Genomic DNA, 18146 nt, shown 5'->3' with positions numbered 1-18146 from the left:
GAACGACACTGTCAGACTCACTTGGCCCTGGATGACAGCCACACTGTCAGACCGATGACGGCAGCAAGTCCGAAGAACCAGATGAACAGGCCCTCTGCCACTGGGCCCAGCGAACCGAGCTTGAAGCCGCCGGGGGAGGGGTTGTCCGAGACTTCCTTGACGTAGGCGATGACATCGCGCTTGTCTTCGGGAGTCAGGTTCGCGTCGTTGAAGATCGGCATGTTCTGGGGGCCGGTCTGCATCGCTTCGTAGAGGTGCTTCTCGGAGACTTCGGACAGGTTCGGTGCGTACTTGCCGCGGGTCAGCGCACCACCGGAGCCGACCACGTTGTGGCACATGGCGCAGTTGGTGCGGAACAGACCGCCGCCGGCAGCGGGATCACCCTTCGAAGCATCGAGGTACTCGTCTTCGGGAACTGCCGGCCCGGGGCCGAGCGAAGCGACGTAGGCAGCGAGCTGAGCGGTCTGCTCTTCGTCGAACTGCGGTTCCTTGACGCGAGCCTGCGGGCCGTTGGCCTGCAGCGGCATGCGTCCGGTGCCGACCTGGAAGTCCACTGCAGCGGCGCCGACGCCGATGAGGCCGGGACCGGCCTTCGAGCCTTCGGCGTTCATGCCGTGACAGGTGGCACAGTTTGCCGCGAAGAGTTTCTTGCCTTCTTCGATATCAGAGGCGCTGGCTGTGTCCGCCTTGGCGCTCGAAGTCTGCGTGAAGAGTGCATAGGCTCCGCCGGTCAGCAGCAGTCCCACGAGAAGAAGCGCGACCAGCGCCATGGGATGTCTGCGGCGATCTGCTAGAAGCTTCACTTGATCGTCCTTTGCTTGAAGTGTTGTGAGTCCTGGGGGCCGAGCATCTCGGGCCGGCTACTGGAGCAGGTAGATGACGCCGAACAGACCGATCCAGACGACATCGACGAAGTGCCAGTAGTAGGACACGCAGATTGCGAATGTGGCTTCATGGTGACCGAACTTCTTCGCTCCGTAGGCGCGTCCGATGACGAGCAGGAAGCAGATGAGTCCGATGGTCACGTGAATGCCGTGGAAGCCCGTGGTCAGGTAGAAGACGGAACCGTAGCCGTCGGAGCTGATCGAGATGCCCTCGCTGACGAGGGTCGCGTACTCCATGACCTGACCGGAGACGAAGATCGCGCCCAAGGCGAAGGTGAGGTAGAACCACTCGACCATTCCCCATTTGGCGATGTTGAACAGCGACCCGGTCCGCCGGGGACGGAACCGCTCGGCAGCGAACACACCGATCTGGCAGGTGAACGAAGACGACACCAGGATCAACGTGTTGCCGAGAGCGTAGGGGATGTCGAGGATCTGGGTCCTCGCCTCCCACAGCTCCGGAACAACGGACCGGACGGTGAAGTACATGGCGAAGAGCGCGGCAAAGAACATCAGGTCGCTCGCGAGGAACACGATGAAGCCCACCGTGGTCACATTCGGACGATTGACAACCGGATGTGCTGGCGCTGTTTGAGATGCAGTGGCAGTTGACACAACCCCATTATTACCCGTCTCGGGGTGAGTTTTCATCTTTTACCCAGGTTTCGAGAAAGAAATTTCTACACGACGTAGCAAAAACCGCGATCTGGTGCCGAAATCTCGTTTCGGATGCCGCTTCCGCCCGCGTGTCGAAGTCGCGATAGTATGCCGCAGGTAAGGTCCGCCCTGAGCTTCGGGGCGGCGGCAGCCCCTAGTGAGAGTTCAGACGGATGACCGATTCGACGCCCAAGACCACCCCGGCAGCTCAGGCTTCCGGGGCCCGCACCACGGTTCCGGCGGCCGCTGAGAACTGGCCCGACTTGCTCATGGCTCTCATGCACCAGCAGGACCTCGATGGAGACCAGGCGGCTTGGGCGATGGATCAGATCATGTCGGGCAAGACTCCGGATGTGACAATGGCCGCATTTCTCGCCGCACACCATACGAAGGGCGAGACGGTCGAGGAGATCGCCGGCCTCGTGGCGGCCATGATGGATCATGCCGTTCCCCTGCCAGGACTGGAAGATTCCGTCGACATCGTCGGCACCGGAGGCGACCGCGCGAAGACGGCGAACATCTCCTCGACCGCGGCCATGATCATCTCCGCCACCGGACAGCGGGTCGTCAAGCACGGAAACCGCGCGACATCCTCGGCGTCGGGATCGGCCGATGTGCTCGAAGCCCTCGGCGTGCGGTTCGACATCACACCCGAACAGACCGGTCAGATCGCCCAAGAGGTCGGACTGGCCTTCTGCTTCGCCAACGTGTTCCATCCGTCGATGCAGTTCGTCTCTGCAGTGCGGCGCCAGATCAACGTTCCCACCGCGTTCAACATCCTCGGCCCCCTGACGAACCCGGCTCGAGCCAGGCATACGGCCATCGGCGTCGCCGATGCCCAGATGGCCCCGCTCGTCGTCGGCACGCTGGCCAAACGCGGGCACCAGGCCGTGGTCTTCCGGTCACGCGACGGTCTCGACGAGCTGAGCAACACCGACGTCAACGATGTGTGGGAAGTCCGTCACGGCGAGATCGAACACACGACGTTCGACGCCCTCGACCTCGGCATCGAGCGGGCGACGAAGGACGATCTGCGCGGCGGCGGCCCGAATGAGAACGCGGCCATCACGCGCGCGGTCCTCGACGGTGAACGATCGGCCGTGCGCGACATCGTGGCCATCAACGCCGCAGCGGCGCTCGTCGCCGCCGACGAGTCGGCTGTGGGCACCTTCACGGAGCGCTTGGCCCTCAAACTCGAAACTGCGGTGGCGACGATCGACAACGGGGGCGGCGCGGACAAGCTCCAACAGCTCATCGACGTCTCACACAGAGTCGCTGAGTCGAACCGCTCCTGAGCTCTGTACATGGCTGGTCGCTCCCTGACGGGGCAGCGACCAGCCATGATCGCCTGCGGGCGTCACAGAGACGAGCTCGGCGGTCTCCAGCCAGCCGGCCAGCAGACGCGACTCCTCCGGGAGCGAGTCGGTCTCCTGCGGCAGCGCTCCGGGGGCAGGGACCCATTCGGCCGTCGAACTCAGGGCCGACAGAGAATCTCCCATGGCTTGCCTGGTCGACACATGGCCGGCGCCGGCGAGTTTCCCGTGGCGGATGATCGCCAGGTCCCAGCCGGAGTCGAAACCGGGGGCCGCCGCAATCAGTTCGGGAACTCTCCGTAATGCCGTGACCTGTTCGGCTCGCGCCGCGATGGACACTGCCGAGCGCATTGAGTCACGGACCTCGGCGGCCGTTTCGAATCGGGCCTCTCCTGACAGTCGCTGCATGCGTTCAGCGGCCAAGCGCTGCAGTGAGGACAGGTCCCCATCGAGCAGAGCGAAGAGCTCGCGGATCGAGCTCTGGTAGTCATCGACATCGGTGATCCCAGCGCAGGGACCGCCGCATTGACCGACCTGTGCACTCACACAGGGACGATGTTCGCCGAGGCTGCGCTGCGTGATCGCTGCCGTGCACCTCTTGACGGGGTAGAGGGTGTCGAGGAGTTCCTTGACGGCCTGTGCCGACTTCCGTGAACGGAACGGTCCCAGCGGTGGAGCGGGGGAGCGTTCGAGAGCCGAGTTCGCCCGGACCACCGACAGTCGGGGGAAGAGCTCATCGCTGAGGACGATCCAGGAATTGCGTTCCGGGTTCTTCGACCGTCGGTTGTAAGGCGGCGCCAACTCTCCGATGAGGCGGATCTCGCGGACTTCGGCTTCCAGCGCATGGGCGCAGGGCAGGCAGCTGACCTCTTGTGCCGCAGTGATCATCTCGGCCATGCGGCCACGGTTCTCCGAGGCGTTGAAGTACCCGCGCACTCGCCTGGCCATATTTCCGGACTTGCCGATGTAGAGCACACGGCGAGTGCCGTCGAGGAACATGTAGACGCCGGGCTCCGCGGGAACGCCCTTGGCCAGGTGGGATTTGGCCTGACGCTTCGCCCACCCTGACTGCCTGACGGTCGACAGCTCCTCCAGCGTCGTCACTCCGTAGCCTCCGAAGCGTTCGAACAGATGGTGGAGGAGCTCGCCGGTCGCTCGCGCATCGGAGAGCGCACGGTGATCGGGCTCGACCTGGGTGCCGAAATGAGCGGCGAGCGTCGAGAGTTTGTGGTTGCGCACTTCGTCGCGGCCGACGACGCGTCGGGCCAGCGTGACGGTATCGAGGACTGTGGGCGCCGGCCAATGGTAGTCGAGACGTTCGCAGGCCGAGCGGAGGAATCCGATGTCGAAGGGCGCATTGTGTGCGACCAGCACCGCACCGACGGAGAATTCCAGGAAGCTCGGCAGAACCGAGCTGATCGGAGGTGCGTCATCGACCATCGCATGAGTGATGCCGGTGAGCCGGGCGACGAATGGGCTGATCACGGAGTGTTCCGGTTTGACCAGGGTCTGGAACTCGCCGATGACCTCGCCGCCGAGAGTCTTGACCGCGCCGATTTCGGTGATCTCCGATTGCCCGGCTCGGGTGCCCGTCGTTTCGAGGTCGACGATGACGAAGGTGACGTCGGACAGGGGAGTTCCGAGGCTGTCGAATGACAGCTGAGTGTTGTGCAGTGCGCTGGGCGCGCGGTCGAACGGGACGGTCATGATGTCCAGTCTCTCAGGTGTCGCTGACACGAAGCGGCCAGCATCGCTCACACCGAGGATCCGTCGCCGTCGTCGGCGGAACGATGGCTCGGCAGGTGGAAGAACAGACCGACCGCGCCGCCGATGCCGACGGCCAGGCCGATGAGCAGGTACCACCCGGGCAGCGGTCGGAAGAAGATCACGCCGATGAGCAGCAGCACGACCGCGCCGAGAGCCGCGGCCCAGGACAGCACGAGAGTGGGCGAAGCGGTGCGCCACCCGATCGGCTCCGCCGGTTCGCGCTCCCAATGCTCGGTGTCCTCGAGGGCGTCGCGAACATCCTCGGCGGGCATATCACCCGTCGTCGCCGAGGGTTCGGCGATCTGCCGGACGAGGTCGTCCCATTCCTCGTCACTGATGCGCGATCGGTCGTGCCCGATCCGCTCCGGATCGGGAACCTCCCCTCGCCAGTCCTCCCGGCCCTCGTCGTCGGGAGTCGAAGCGGTGCCGTCGTCGTTCATACCTGACTCAGCAATTCCGTGGCCCCAGCTATTCCCCGGTCTCGGACTGCCGTGGCACGGTCGTTTCGGTGGAGACCGCCTGCAGGACCGCCTCTGCGATGGTGTTCGCGTCGAAGTCGAGGGTCGCCACATGGCGAGATCGGCGCAGGGCGACGATCCTCGGCGGGTGCGGAAGGTTCGATCGCAGCGCACGCAGCGTCCGCGGACTCACGACGTTGTCCTCACCGGAGACCATGGCAGTGACGGGGCGGGTGACTTTCCACAGATCGTCGCGCAGGGTTCGCAGCGCACGATGGAACGTGGCCAGGGGAGCCACCGGCGTCCGTTCGTAGGCGTACTCGTCGCGGTCCGGGTGGGCGATGTCGCCGCCGATCGACGGAATCGTGCGCACGACGTGCCTGAGCACTGGCAGCAGGGGAGCGAAGGGAGAGTCGATGTAGAGGGCAGGATTGACCACGACGATCTCGTCGGGCGCACCCGCTGCCGCCGCCAGGGCGAGTGCAAGGGCTCCACCCATCGACAGGCCGGCGACGACGACACGCTCGTGGTCGGCCTGCAGCCGACCCAGCTCGGTGCGCGCCTCGCCGAGCCAGTCGGACCATCCAGTGGAGTCCATGTCCTGCCATGAGGTGCCGTGTCCGGGCAGCTGGGGGACGCTGACGTCGACGCCCTCCGCTGCGATCGCGCGGGCGATCGGGACCCAGGCGACGGGCGAACCGGTGAGTCCGTGCAGGAAGAGAACCGCGGAGGCTGAACCGTTGTCGAGGCTGCGATAGGCGGCCGTCGGGTCCGCTCCGAGTGTGAAATCGATCTCCATGCTCCCAGCATGGCACGGATGAGTCCGAGACGGACTTCGCTGTTCACCGTTCGTGTCGATATATGATTGCCGAGGACGACAAAGAGTCGTAGTCGGAAGGGTGCGCGTGTTCTACTGGTTTCTCAAGCGAGTCCTCGCCGGACCCATCCTGCGGATCCTCTTCCGTCCGTGGGTGCGGGGCCTGGACAATCTGCCGTCCGAGGGCCCGGCGATCATCGCAGGAAATCACAACCACTTCATGGACTCGATCTTCGTTCCGCTGCTCGCTCCGCGTCCCGTCGTCTATCTGGCGAAGAAGGACTACTTCACCGGTCGCGGAATCAAGGGTGCGGTGACACGGTGGTTCTTCAAGCTCAACAATCAGCTGCCCATGGACCGCGGCGGCGGATCGGGATCTCAGGCGTCGCTCGAATCGGGTCTGAAGGTTCTCCGTGAGGGAAACTCGCTGGGCATCTATCCCGAAGGCACTCGCTCGCCCGACGGGAAGCTCTATCGCGGACGCACTGGCATTGCGCGTCTCGTCCTCGAGTCCGGCGCGCCTGTGGTTCCAGTGGCGATCATCGGCACGGACAAGCTGCAGCCTGCCGGTCGCCTCGTTCCCAAGCTCCGGCGTGTCGGAGTCGTCTTCGGCGCACCGATGGACTTCTCGAAGTATTCGGGTCTTCCTGTCGACCGTTTCATGCTGCGGTCGGTCACCGACGAGATCATGTACGAGATCATGCGCCTGTCCGGACAGGAATACGTTGACAGCTATGCGTCGACGGTCAAAACCAAGCTGCTGACGAGCGCCAAGCCGAAGAAGACGGATCCTCCGAACCGGGATGAATCGAAATCAGACGGCGAAAGCCCGTCGAACTAGGCCCTTCGGCCCCGGCTCCTTCCGCTCCGGGTCGCCTGAATGACATCCATGTGACATGTTCGAATACTGCGGTAACGGCGACACGCGGAAATTGTTACCTCGAGATGTTTGTCCTGGCGGGGACGGCAGAATAACTTGGAGTTGTTGAATCCCACTGTAGGTTCGCTGGGAAGAGAGCTAGAATGACTATGTTCTCGGTCCTTCCAAGCGACCTTCGCTTCCCCCAGGGACTTTAAGGAGGAGTCGGTGTGAACCGCTCAAGTCATGAAAGCGTCGACATGACGCCGATGCCGTCAGCAGCCCAAGGGCTGCTGTTCGATGATGATCTGCCCGTACTCGATGAAGAGGCCGGCTACCGCGGTCCCACCGTCTGCAAGGTCGTCGGCATCAGCTACCGTCGCCTCGATTACTGGGCGCGCACCGATCTGGTGACCCCGTCGATCCGCAATGCGACCGGATCCGGCAGCCAGCGGCTCTACAGCTTCCGTGACATCCTCGTCCTCAAGATCGTCAAGCGACTTCTCGACACCGGCGTCGGACTGCAGTCGATCCGCACCGCGGTTGAGCACCTGCGTTCCCGCGGCGTCGACGATCTCTCACAGATCACCCTCATGTCCGATGGCGCCAGCGTCTTCGAATGCACCTCACCTGATGAGGTCGTCGACCTCCTCCAGGGAGGGCAGGGCGTCTTCGGCATCGCCGTCGGCCGCGTCTGGAACGAAGTCGAAGGTTCGCTGTCCGAGTTCCCGAGCGAACGAGTCCCAGAAGACGACGCGGCCCTCGAAGCCATGGATGAGCTCGCCGCCCGTCGCGCACGCAAGTCCGGCTGACAGCCGACAGAGTACTCACACCACCACCGAGGCGGTCCGCTCAGTTCGAGCGGACCGCCTCGGTCGTCGTATGGAACGGAAAGGTGAGGCGCCGGGCGCCTCGAATGTGTCCGAGGCGCCCGGGAACAGAGAACTGCCGTCGCGAACCTGAGTTCGCGACGGCAGTCGACGTGTTGGTGGGGGAGCGGGGGCAGCTAGTCGTTCACTTCTGCTCGGGGTGCTGAGCGCCGTTCTTCGCCGGGGCGGCACCGCGTCGTCCGCGGATGTTCTCCGAGCGCAGTGCTCGTTCGAGAAGAGCGTCGAACGAGCCAGCGACTTCTTCGGCGGGTTTGCCCGGCCAGGAGTGGATCGGACGCGCCGATCCCTGAGCCTGCTGCATGACGGCCCGTTCGGCCAAGGGCGGATTGAGGACGAGAGGACCGAACATCTCACGCATCTCCTGGATGCGATAGTCATGTTCGGTCGAACCGGCACGTACCCGATTGACGACCAGGCCGAGTGGCTGCAGATCGGAGGCACCACGCTGCCGCAGCTCGTCCGTCGCCCGCAGGGCACGGTCGGCAGCCGCAACAGAGAACAGGCTGGGCTCGGTGACGACCGCGACTCGGTTGCTCGCTGTCCACGCCGTACGGGTGAGACCGTTGAGGCTGGGCGGACAGTCGATGAGGACGAGTCGGTAGCCTTTCGCGATGCGAGTCAGGGCATCTTCCAGCCGGCGCAGATAGCGCTCGGACAGCGAAGGCCGATCGAATTCCGCGGCACGCGGAGATCCTGAGATCACATCGAGGTGGCCGAGCCTGTCACCGACCCACCCGGAGGGGATGATCGCCTCGGACAGGATCTTCTGGGACTTCGGAGCAGCGAGCACATCGGCGATGTCGACACGCGTCGAGGTCGGCACATCGAGGCCGGTCGACGAGTCCGCCTGCGGGTCCATGTCGACGACCAGGGTGGGAATCCCCCTGTTGTAGGCCGCCGAGGCCAGACCGAGCGTCACGGATGTCTTACCGACTCCGCCTTTGAGGCTGCTGATACTTAGGACAAGCACCCTCCTACGTTAACGTATCGGCGGCTGCCGAGCCGTGCCGACCACGCCGAGACTCACGTCTCAGTCCAAAGTCGACCCCCGGGCGCAGAGGTGTTCCAGGTCACTTGTAGAGTATGTTCCCGACAGCTTGTCGACCAGTCGCCCAGTGCGGCCGATACAGAAGTGAGAGACACCTATGTTCTCTAAAGTCCTCGTGGCCAACCGCGGAGAGATCGCCGTTCGTGCGTTCCGTGCCGCCTATGAGCTCGGAGCCTCCACCGTCGCAGTCTTCCCGTATGAGGACCGCAACTCCGAACATCGCATGAAGGCCGACGAAGCCTACATGATCGGTGAGGAGGGTCATCCCGTCCGCGCCTACCTCAGCGTCGAAGAGATGCTGCGGGTGGCGAAGGAGAGCGGCGCCGACGCCATCTACCCCGGATACGGCTTCCTCTCTGAGAACCCCGATCTGGCACGAGCCTGTGCCGAAGCGGGCATCACTTTCATCGGCCCCAAGGCCGATGTGCTCGAACTGGCAGGAAACAAGGTCCAGGCGCTGGCGGCAGCACGCAATGCGGGCATCCCCGTCCTCGACTCGACACGTCCGTCGGCCGATATCGCGCAGCTGCTCGCCGATGCCGAATCGATGGAATACCCCCTCTTCGTCAAGGCCGTCGCCGGCGGCGGTGGTCGCGGAATGCGTCGCGTGGCTCAGGCCTCCGACCTCGAAGACGCTCTCAAGGCCGCGATGCGCGAAGCCGAAGGCGCCTTCGGCGATCCCACGGTCTTCATCGAGCAGGCGGTGCAGCGCCCCCGTCACATCGAAGTCCAGGTGCTGGCCGACAACGACTCGAACGCCATCCACCTCTTCGAACGCGACTGCTCCGTGCAGCGCCGCCACCAGAAGGTCGTGGAGATCGCTCCGGCCCCGAACCTCGATCCCGAGATCGCGGCCGCCCTGCACGCAGATGCCCTGAAGTTCGCAAAGGCGCTGGGCTACCAGAACGCCGGCACCGTGGAATTCCTCCTCGAAACCGACGGGCCGCGCGCCGGCAAGCACGTGTTCATCGAAATGAACCCGCGTGTCCAGGTCGAACACACAGTGACTGAAGAGATCACCGACGTCGACATCGTGGCCTCGCAGATGCGCATCGCCGCCGGGGCCACCCTCGAAGAGATCGGCCTGCGCCAGGACGAGATGCGGATCAAGGGCGCCGCACTCCAGTGCCGCATCACCACCGAGGATCCCGCGAACTCGTTCCGCCCCGACACCGGCACGATCACCGCCTACCGCTCTGCCGGTGGTGCAGGTGTGCGCCTCGACGGCGGAACCGTCCACGCCGGTGCTGCCGTCAGCCCCCACTTCGACTCGATGCTCGTGAAGCTCTCGTGCCGCGGCCGCGACTTCGCTCAGGCCGTCGGCCGTGCCAAACGCGCCCTGGCTGAGTTCCGCATCCGCGGCGTATCGTCGAACATCGGCTTCCTGCAGGCCGTCCTCGATGATCCCGCATTCGTCGCCGGAGACTTGTCCACGTCCTTCATCGAAGAACGCCCGCAGCTCTTCGACGCTCGAGTGAGCGCCGACCGCGGCTCGAAGCTGCTCGACTACCTCGCCGATGTCACGGTCAACCGCCCCCACGGCGAACCGGGCCTGCGCATCCGTCCGGGCGACAAGCTCCCGAGCATCGACCTCTCCGCAGCACCCGCTGCGGGCAGCCGCGACCGTCTCGCCGAGCTCGGACCGGAGGGCTTCGCCCGCGCCCTGCGTGAGCAGAGCTCCCTGGCCGTCACGGATACGACATTCCGCGACGCCCACCAGTCCCTGCTGGCCACCCGTGTGCGCACACGAGACCTGCTGGCCGTGGCCGGGCACGTCTCCCGCATGACACCCGAGCTGCTGAGCATCGAGGCCTGGGGCGGTGCGACCTATGATGTGGCGCTGCGCTTCCTCGGCGAGGATCCATGGGAACGTCTCGAAGCCCTGCGCACCGCGGTGCCCAACATCAACCTGCAGATGCTTCTGCGCGGACGCAACACCGTCGGCTACACCCCGTACCCGACCGAGGTTACCGACGCATTCGTCGATGAGGCGGCCCGCACGGGCATCGACATCTTCCGCATCTTCGACGCTCTCAACGACGTCGAGCAGATGCGTCCGGCGATCGAGGCCGTGCGCGGAACGAACACGGCACTGGCCGAGGTGGCCCTGTGCTACACCTCGGACATCCTCGATCCGAAGGAAGAGCTCTACACGCTCGACTACTACCTGCGCTTGGCCGAACAGATCGTTGGCGCCGGAGCTCATGTGCTCGCCATCAAGGACATGGCCGGCCTGCTGCGCCCTGCCGCCACGGTCAAGCTCGTGACTGCTCTGCGGGAGAACTTCGACCTGCCCGTCCACGTCCACACCCACGACACCGCGGGCGGACAGCTGGCCACCCTCTATGCAGCTGCCGCCGCCGGTGCCGATGCCGTCGATGCCGCCTCGGCGGCCATGGCCGGAACCACCAGCCAGCCGAGTCTCTCCGCGCTCGTCGCCGCATTCGAGAACACCGAGCGCGACACCGGCATCAGCCTCGACGCCGTCAGCGACCTCGAACCCTACTGGGAATCGGTGCGCAAACTCTACGCACCCTTCGAGTCCGGGCTCGCCGGACCGACCGGCCGCGTCTACCGTCACGAGATCCCCGGCGGACAGCTGTCGAACCTGCGCCAGCAGGCCGTCGCACTGGGCCTGGGGGAGCGGTTCGAGGACATCGAGCACATGTATGCGGCCGCCGATTCGATTCTCGGCCACCTCGTCAAGGTCACCCCGTCCTCGAAGGTCGTCGGCGATCTGGCGCTCCATCTCGTCGGCGCCGGAGTTGCGCCGGAGGAGTTCGCGGAGAACCCCGACAAGTTCGACATTCCCGATTCGGTGATCGGCTTCCTCAACGGTGACCTCGGTGACCCTCCGGGCGGATGGCCCGAGCCGTTCCGCACGAAGGCCCTCGCCGGCCGTTCCGCCAAGCCGCTCACCGAGCATCTCGAACCGGCGGATGCCGAAGCACTGCAGACGCCGGGCCGGGACCGGAAGGACAAGCTCAACGAGCTGCTGTTCCCCGGGCCGACGAAGGAATTCCAGTCGATGCGCTCGAACTACGGCGACCTCTCCGTCGTAGAGACCTCCGAGTACCTCTACGGCCTCACCAGTGGGGAAGAGCATGCCGTCGAGCTGGCGAAGGGCAAGAACCTGCTCATCGGCGTCCAGGCCATCGGCGGCACTGACGAGCGCGGGATGCGTTCGGTCATGTTCACCCTCAACGGGCAGCTGCGTCCGCTGCAGGTGCGTGACCGGTCCGTCGAAAGCGAAGTCAAGACTGCGGAGAAGGCCGATCCGAATAACAGCGGACACGTCGGCAGCCCGTTCGCCGGTGTTGTGACCATGCAGGTCCACGAGGGCGACAAGGTCTCCGTCGGCGACACCGTGGCCACCATCGAGGCGATGAAGATGGAAGCGACGATCACCACGCAGACGGCCGGAACCGTCTCCCGTGTGGCCATCGCCGATGTCCAGCAGCTCGAAGGCGGAGACCTCGTCGTGGTGATCGATGCCTGAACGTGAGATCCGACTGTGGGGAGACCCCGTGCTCCGCAGCAAGTGCGAACCGGTGATGGTCTTCGATGATCACGTCGAAGCTCTGGCAGCCGACCTCGTCGACACCGCACGGCCCGAGGGCCGTGCGGCCGTCGCCGCTCCGCAGATCGGGGTCGGACTGCGAGCCTTCGGCTACGACCTCGACGGTCGCACGGGATATGTCATCAACCCGGAGATCGTCGAGCTCGGCGGGCAGCTGCGAGATATCGAAGAAGGCTGCCTCTCCGTTCCCGGGCTGTTCTTCCCCACCCCACGCTACGAATTCGCTCGGGTACGCGGGGTGGATGCGAAGAATCAGCCGATCGAGATCGAAGGCACGGAAGTCTTCGCCCAGATGCTCCAACACGAGGTGGGGCACCTCGACGGGCAGGTCTACATCCAGACTCTGCCCGGGGAACGCCGGCGGGAGGCCATGAAAGCCATCCGCTCGGCCGGTTGGTTCCTCGCCCGAATGCCCTGAGCCGAGTCATTCGCACCCGACCGACCATATAGACCAAGAAGGAGAAGTTTATGAGCATCCAGCGCACCGCCGTCATCGGCAGCGGACTCATGGGAGCCGGAATCGCCGAGGTGCTGGCAAAGTCCGGTCTCGACGTCATCGTCCGCGAGATCAACGAGGAGGCCTCGGCCGCCGGTCGTGCCCGCATCGAGAAGTCCCTGGCTCGCGCAGTGGACAAGGGCAAACTCGATGCCGCTGCCCGTGACGAGGCGCTCGGCCGACTGCGGTTCACCACCGATATCAGCGATCTCGCCGATCGTCAGCTCGTCATCGAGGCGGCCAGTGAGAACGAGGACATCAAGAAGTCGATCTTCGCCGAGCTCGACCAGGTCGTCACCGACCCGGAAGCGATCCTGGCCTCGAACACCTCGTCGATGCCGATCATCCGATTCGCGCAGGCGACCTCGCGCCCCGAACGCGTGCTGGGTGTGCATTTCTTCAACCCCGCACCGGTCCAGCCGCTCGTCGAGATCGTGTCCTCGGTGCTCACCACCGAGGATGTCCGCAGCACCGTGACGTCCTTCGTCGCCGATGTGCTCGGGAAGAATCCGATCCAGGCCGATGACCGCCCCGGTTTCATCGTCAACGCCCTGCTCATCCCGTACCTGCTCAGTGCGGTCCGGATGCTCGAGGCCGGACACGCGACGAAGGAGGACATCGACGCGGGAATGGTCGGCGGCTGCGCCCATCCGATGGGACCGATCAAGCTGGCCGACCTCGTCGGTCTCGACACCTGTCTCTATGCAGCAGAGAGCATGTATGAGGAGACCGGTGACCCGGCGAACAAGCCTCCGATCCTGCTGTCGCGCATGGTCGATGCCGGCCTGCTCGGTGTGAAGTCCGGACGCGGATTCTACGAATACTGATCTGACGCTCCGGTACAGACAGGTCCGCCCCGAACCCTTCGGTTCGGGGCGGACCTGTCTTTGTCTGCAGGCAGCGTTCGGGTGTCAGCCGGCGAGCAGCTTCTCATAGCTGGCCAGGCGCACACACGCCACGAGACCCTGAGCGGCGAGTTCGACCTCATCGAGGGTCGGCATCGTCGGCGCGATGCGGATGATGTTGTTGTCAGGGTCGAGACCGTACGGGTGTGTGGCACCGGCAGGAGTCAGCTTCACTCCGGCTTCCCCTGCGAGTTTGACGACGCGATCGGCGATGCCCTCCATCGTCGTCAGAGTGATGAAGTACCCGCCGTCCGGGGAGGTCCACTGCGCCAGCTCTTCCGCTCCGAGTCCGTCCTCGAGCGCCTTGAGCACCGCGTCGAACTTCGGTGCGACGATCTCGGCATGCTTGCGCATATGTGCTTCGACCCCGGCCGGGTCGGAGAAGAACCGGACATGGCGCAGCTGGTTGATCTTGTCAGGGCCGATCGCGACCTTCCCGAGGTTCGCTCGCATCCAATCGACCGTGGCCGGGCCTCCGGCGAAGAACGACACACCGGCCCCGGCATGAGTGATCTTCGACGTCGAGGCGAAGACCCATGCGCGTTCGGGATGACCCGCCTCTGCGCAGAGGGAGAGGATGTCGAGATTGTCCGGATGGTCCTCTCGCAGATGGTGCACCCCGTAGGCGTTGTCCCACAGCAGAGTGAAGTCGGGCGCCGCCGTCGGCATGGCAGCCAGCTCCCGTGCCCGCGCTTCGGTGACCGTGATTCCGGTCGGGTTGGAATACATCGGCACCAGCCACATGCCCTTGACCGCCGGATCTTCGGCCAGACGCTGCGCCTCGGAGATGATCGGGCCCTCGTCATCCATCGGGATGGTCAACAGCTCGAACCCGAGGGATTCGGCCAGGGTGAAATGGCGGTCGTAACCGGGCACGGGACACAGCAGCTTATGCGGACCCTGCCCCCACGGGCGATCATCGACGACCGTGCCGTGCATGAGGGCGAAGGTCAGCGCCTGGGTCATGAAAGTCAGCGAGGCATTGCCGCCGGCCAGCAGCTGATCGGCCGGAACCTTGAGCAGCGGAGCGAAGATCTCCCGCAGTTCGATGAGTCCGTCGAGTCCGCCGTAGTTGCGGGTATCGACACCACCGGGAGTGCGGAAGTCGTCGCCGCTGACCGCAGTGAGCAGATCGGCAGCGAGGTCGAGCTGCTCCGGGGCCGGCTTGCCCCGTGTGATATCGAGCGCGAGACCGCGCGAGGCGAATTCCTCGTATGCGGCGGAGGCTTCGTCCAGTTTGGACGAGAGGTCGGACGGTGCGGACATGCTGGCTCCTTAGGGCTGGGAACGGGCCGTTGACTCCATCCTATCGACTCGGCGAATGTCGACGGCGCTAGAGTGGTCTGCAGCGGTGACCCGGACGACCGCAGGCAATTCGATGAAAGGCAGACTCAGATGGTGCGACCACGTGCGCAGGCCGCCCACGGACGCAGTTTCGGCACCCAGGCCGGAGTCTATGACGAGGTGCGGCCCGGATATCCCGACTCCGCCCTCGACCTCGCGCTGACCGGTTGGGAGCCGCAATGGTCCGGTCTGCGCGTATGCGACCTCGGTGCGGGAACAGGAATCCTCAGCCGCCGGCTGCTCGCACACGGTGCTGATCTCATCGCCGTCGATCCCGACACAGCCGCACTCGAACGCAATCCTGCCCCCACGAAGATCGGCACCGCTGAGGACACCGGCCTGAAAGCAGAGAGCCTCGACCTCGTCACTGTCGCGCAGGCCTGGCATTGGTTCGACGAAGCGCAAGCAGCCGCCGAAATGGCGCGCATCCTTCGCCCGGGAGGCCGGCTGCTCATCCTCATCAACCAACTCGATGTCCGCGTCGACTGGGTGCTGCGCCTGAGCCGGATCATGCACGCGGGCGACGTCTATCGACCGCAGTACCGACCTCAGCCCGGCAACGGTCTGGCTCTCACCGACCACAGGCTCGTCGAATTCACCACGGAGCTCGCCGTCGACGGAATCGTCGACCTCGCTCGCACACGGTCGTATTGGCTGCGCTCGAACGAGAGGACACGAGCCCGAGTCGAAGCGAACCTGCGCGAGTACTTCAGTGTCGAGCATCCTGTGTCCGGCACAGTGGATCTGCCGTATATGTGCCTGGCGTATCTCCTCGAACGGGCCTGAAACGCACGAAGCGGGCCGCACCCGATGAGGGTGCGGCCCGCTGTTGGCAACCGGGGAACGCCTCGGCGTCCGAACCTCGGCCACCGTGATTCCGTCGGAATCCGGCGCCGGTGTCAGCTGTCGAGGCCGGGGGAGCGGGGCTCGTCGGACGAAGACGATTCAACCACCTCGGGGGAGGTCTGTCCGGCTGCATGGGAGACGGAGATCTTCCGGGGGCGGGCCTCCTCGGCGACGGGGATCGTCAGCGTGAGGACACCGTCGCTGTAGTCGGCGCGGATACGATCCAGCGCCACCCGGTTGCCGAGCGTGAGCTGGCGGGCATAGGTGCCGTTGGTGCGTTCTCGGGTCAGCCACTTCACGTCCTTGTCGGCGACCTCGGACTCGCGGCGAGCGCGAACCGTGAGCGTGCGGTCTTCGACGTCGACATCGATGCTGCTCGGATCGACTCCGGGCATATCGATGCGCGCGATGAAGACTTCGCCGTCGCGGTAGAGGTCCATCGGCAAGGTGGTGGCGTTCGGAGTGCGGGTCACCTCGGAGAAGAATCGGTCGAGGTCACGGATGGGGTCGAAACGTGTAGCCATGTGCTTCCTTTCGTTCGGGTCCTACATTGAGTCAAACACACTCAACTTTGAAATGATTCCAAACTCATGAAATTCTCAGTCTGTGAGCCTGGTTCCCATACTCCTCGCCCTTCTTCCCGTCACGGCGCTCATCGCGTTCGGTCTCGTGCTGAAGAGACTGCCGGGATTTCGGAGTCCGGAATTCTGGTCGGGCGCGGAGAAGCTCGCGTACTACTGTCTCCTTCCGGTGCTCCTCTTCACCTCCGTCGCCGAGGTAGATGTGGCCCATGTCCCGCTCGCGCGCTTGGCAGCGGCTCTCGTCATCCCCACCGTGATCGTGTCCCTGGGCATCGTCCTCGCCCGCCGGGTCATCGCCCGCGATCTTCCGGCCTTCACCTCCGTGCTCCAAGGCGGGATCCGCTTCAACACTTATATCGGCCTGTCGTTGGCGGGCAGCCTGTTCGGTTCCGAAGGCAGCGCCGTGGCCGCGATCATCGCGGCGATCCTCGTCCCCACGGTGAATGTCATCTCGAGCCTCGGCTTCGAGTTCCTGCGCACCGGACCGAGCTCGCTGCTCGCGCTGTTCAAGGCGATCGTGACGAATCCTCTCGTGCTCGGCTGCGTCGCGGGAGCCGCGGCCAATGTCAGCGGTCTGGGTCTGCCGGACGTGGCGGCCACGGTCCTCGAACCCTTGGCGGCCGCCTCGCTGCCCATCGGGCTCCTCTGCGTCGGTGCCGGTCTGCAGGTGTTCTCGATGCGTGCCCATGCCCGGGCGATCATCGTCTCAACGATCGTCAAGCTGATCGTGCTGCCGGGGCTGTCCCTCGTCGCACTGTCTCTCTTGGCAGTCCCGACGGTGTCGGCGCTGGTCGGGCTGCTCTTCCAGTCGATCGCCACGGCGAGTTCGGGCTATGTCATGGCCCGGCAGCTCGGGGGAGATGCGAAGCTCATGGCTGCACTCATCGCCGGTCAGACCGTCGTCATGCTCGTGTCCCTGCCGGTCGTGCTGCTCATCGGCAAGTCGGTCCTCGGCTGAGGACGGACCGGTCTCCCCGCAACCTCGGTCCTGCATACGTCAGCGGCCGATCCCGTGCTGGGATCGGCCGCTTGAGTACTCGATTCGAGTTCACACTCGACTCATAGAGCTCGCTCGGAGCGCTGAGCCGGAGCGGTCATGCAGTTCTCACTCGCTGTCGGCGGTGATATCAGGGTGGCGTGAGCCGAGTTCGGAATCGATGCGCAGGACGCCGGCACCGTCGTTGCCGACGCGCTCAAGGCGACCGATGATCTCGGAGATGCTCGACTCCTCCTCGACCTGCTCGTCGATGAACCAGTGGAGCAGCGGCAGGACGTCGAGGTCGGCCTCGTCCTGAGCGGTGCGGTAGATGTTGCGGATGGACTCCGAGACCTTCTCCTCATGGGCCAGTGCAGCCTTGAAGAAGTCGATCGGCTGCGAACCGGAGACCTTCGGAGCGGCGATGTCGCCGATCTGAGGGGCGAATCCGCGGTCGAGGCAGTGCTGGGTGAACTTGGCGGCGTGAACCTGCTCTTCTTCGGACTGGGCGCGCATCCAGCGCGTCATTCCGGGAAGATCGAGATCATCGAGCTGGATGGAGAGCTGGAGGTAGACCAACGAGGCTTCGAGTTCGAGGGTGACCTGCTCGTTGAGGACCTTCTGCATAGCGGGGCTCAGGTGCATCTTTTACTCCTTTGCGGTTCGAGGCGGATCCGTTCCGCCTGCTTAGAGAATATCCTGACACCTTTTCTAGAACCGTTCCA

At 64.7% G+C, this 18146-nt stretch carries 17 protein-coding genes; 8 read left to right on the top strand and 9 right to left on the bottom strand.

The window, feature by feature from the left end; translation table 11 throughout:
* Window positions 1–17: 17 nt before the first annotated feature.
* A complete protein-coding gene (qcrC, locus tag ACU4IU_RS18520) occupies window positions 18–803 on the bottom strand; it encodes a cytochrome bc1 complex diheme cytochrome c subunit (RefSeq protein WP_139467192.1) in 786 nt (261 codons plus the stop codon).
* Between the two features lie 57 nt (window positions 804–860).
* Entirely contained in the window at window positions 861–1535 is a 675-nt protein-coding gene (ctaE, locus tag ACU4IU_RS18515) for an aa3-type cytochrome oxidase subunit III (protein ID WP_172169436.1), read from the bottom strand.
* 179 nt (window positions 1536–1714) lie between these two features.
* Between ctaE and trpD the strand changes: the two genes are divergently transcribed.
* On the top strand, window positions 1715–2836 hold the full coding sequence (trpD, locus tag ACU4IU_RS18510) for an anthranilate phosphoribosyltransferase (RefSeq protein ID WP_139467193.1): 1122 nt from the start codon (window positions 1715–1717) through the stop codon (window positions 2834–2836).
* On the opposite strand, the gene ACU4IU_RS18505 is transcribed toward trpD, so the two are convergent.
* Genes ACU4IU_RS18505 through ACU4IU_RS18495 form a run of 3 tightly spaced genes read right to left on the bottom strand, consistent with a single transcriptional unit; the run spans window position 2804 to window position 5878 of the window.
* Entirely contained in the window at window positions 2804–4561 is a 1758-nt protein-coding gene (locus tag ACU4IU_RS18505; protein WP_139467194.1) for a DEDD exonuclease domain-containing protein, read from the bottom strand. The two genes, trpD and ACU4IU_RS18505, sit on opposite strands and share 33 nt — an antisense overlap.
* Before the next feature lie 47 nt (window positions 4562–4608).
* Window positions 4609–5061 carry a hypothetical protein gene (locus ACU4IU_RS18500; RefSeq protein ID WP_139467195.1) on the bottom strand — a complete coding sequence of 151 codons (453 nt, stop codon included), beginning with the start codon at window positions 5059–5061 and terminating at the stop codon, window positions 4609–4611.
* A gap of 28 nt (window positions 5062–5089) precedes the next feature.
* Window positions 5090–5878: an alpha/beta hydrolase gene (locus tag ACU4IU_RS18495; protein ID WP_139467196.1), complete on the bottom strand. Its 789-nt coding sequence runs from the start codon at window positions 5876–5878 to the stop codon at window positions 5090–5092.
* A gap of 106 nt (window positions 5879–5984) precedes the next feature.
* Here ACU4IU_RS18495 and ACU4IU_RS18490 point away from each other — a divergent pair, with 106 nt between their 5' ends.
* Both ACU4IU_RS18490 and ACU4IU_RS18485 read left to right on the top strand, forming a co-directional pair.
* On the top strand, window positions 5985–6737 hold the full coding sequence (locus ACU4IU_RS18490; RefSeq protein ID WP_139467197.1) for a lysophospholipid acyltransferase family protein: 753 nt from the start codon (window positions 5985–5987) through the stop codon (window positions 6735–6737).
* A 248-nt stretch (window positions 6738–6985) separates the two neighbouring features.
* Window positions 6986–7567 (top strand): MerR family transcriptional regulator, encoded by a 582-nt coding sequence (locus tag ACU4IU_RS18485; RefSeq protein ID WP_101544153.1) that lies wholly within the window; start codon window positions 6986–6988, stop codon window positions 7565–7567.
* 202 nt (window positions 7568–7769) lie between these two features.
* Here ACU4IU_RS18485 and ACU4IU_RS18480 read toward each other — a convergent pair whose 3' ends face one another.
* Window positions 7770–8615 carry a ParA family protein gene (locus tag ACU4IU_RS18480; protein ID WP_446657545.1) on the bottom strand — a complete coding sequence of 282 codons (846 nt, stop codon included), beginning with the start codon at window positions 8613–8615 and terminating at the stop codon, window positions 7770–7772.
* A 175-nt stretch (window positions 8616–8790) separates the two neighbouring features.
* Between ACU4IU_RS18480 and ACU4IU_RS18475 the strand changes: the two genes are divergently transcribed.
* Genes ACU4IU_RS18475 through ACU4IU_RS18465 form a run of 3 tightly spaced genes read left to right on the top strand, consistent with a single transcriptional unit; the run spans window position 8791 to window position 13596 of the window.
* Complete coding sequence (locus ACU4IU_RS18475; RefSeq protein WP_139467199.1) at window positions 8791–12192, top strand: pyruvate carboxylase; 3402 nt, start codon at window positions 8791–8793, stop codon at window positions 12190–12192.
* Window positions 12185–12691, top strand: coding sequence for a peptide deformylase (locus tag ACU4IU_RS18470; RefSeq protein ID WP_139467200.1), 507 nt, complete (start codon window positions 12185–12187; stop codon window positions 12689–12691). Before ACU4IU_RS18475 ends, ACU4IU_RS18470 begins: the two co-directional genes overlap by 8 nt.
* 50 nt (window positions 12692–12741) lie before the next feature.
* On the top strand, window positions 12742–13596 hold the full coding sequence (locus ACU4IU_RS18465; protein WP_139467201.1) for a 3-hydroxybutyryl-CoA dehydrogenase: 855 nt from the start codon (window positions 12742–12744) through the stop codon (window positions 13594–13596).
* An 84-nt stretch (window positions 13597–13680) separates the two neighbouring features.
* Here the strand turns inward: ACU4IU_RS18465 and ACU4IU_RS18460 are convergent, their stop codons facing one another.
* The gene (locus ACU4IU_RS18460) at window positions 13681–14940 is read right to left on the bottom strand and encodes an aminotransferase class I/II-fold pyridoxal phosphate-dependent enzyme (protein ID WP_139467202.1); all 1260 of its coding nucleotides are present in this window, start codon (window positions 14938–14940) and stop codon (window positions 13681–13683) included.
* Window positions 14941–15069: 129 nt separating this feature from the next.
* Between ACU4IU_RS18460 and ACU4IU_RS18455 the strand changes: the two genes are divergently transcribed.
* Window positions 15070–15804, top strand: a complete 735-nt coding sequence (locus tag ACU4IU_RS18455; protein ID WP_139467203.1) for a class I SAM-dependent methyltransferase — start codon at window positions 15070–15072, stop codon at window positions 15802–15804.
* 113 nt (window positions 15805–15917) lie between these two features.
* Here ACU4IU_RS18455 and ACU4IU_RS18450 read toward each other — a convergent pair whose 3' ends face one another.
* Complete coding sequence (locus ACU4IU_RS18450; RefSeq protein WP_139467204.1) at window positions 15918–16388, bottom strand: Hsp20/alpha crystallin family protein; 471 nt, start codon at window positions 16386–16388, stop codon at window positions 15918–15920.
* A gap of 82 nt (window positions 16389–16470) precedes the next feature.
* On the opposite strand from ACU4IU_RS18450, the gene ACU4IU_RS18445 reads away from it, so the two are divergent.
* On the top strand, window positions 16471–17403 hold the full coding sequence (locus ACU4IU_RS18445) for an AEC family transporter (protein WP_139467205.1): 933 nt from the start codon (window positions 16471–16473) through the stop codon (window positions 17401–17403).
* 147 nt (window positions 17404–17550) lie between these two features.
* Here the strand turns inward: ACU4IU_RS18445 and ACU4IU_RS18440 are convergent, their stop codons facing one another.
* Window positions 17551–18066 carry a ferritin gene (locus ACU4IU_RS18440; RefSeq protein ID WP_139467206.1) on the bottom strand — a complete coding sequence of 172 codons (516 nt, stop codon included), beginning with the start codon at window positions 18064–18066 and terminating at the stop codon, window positions 17551–17553.
* Between the last annotated feature and the right edge of the window lie 80 nt (window positions 18067–18146).

It is taken from the genome of Brevibacterium sp. CSND-B09 (assembly GCF_052906525.1).
Note: the sequence above shows the minus strand (reverse complement) of the source record. Positions and strands in the feature narration are given on the sequence as shown.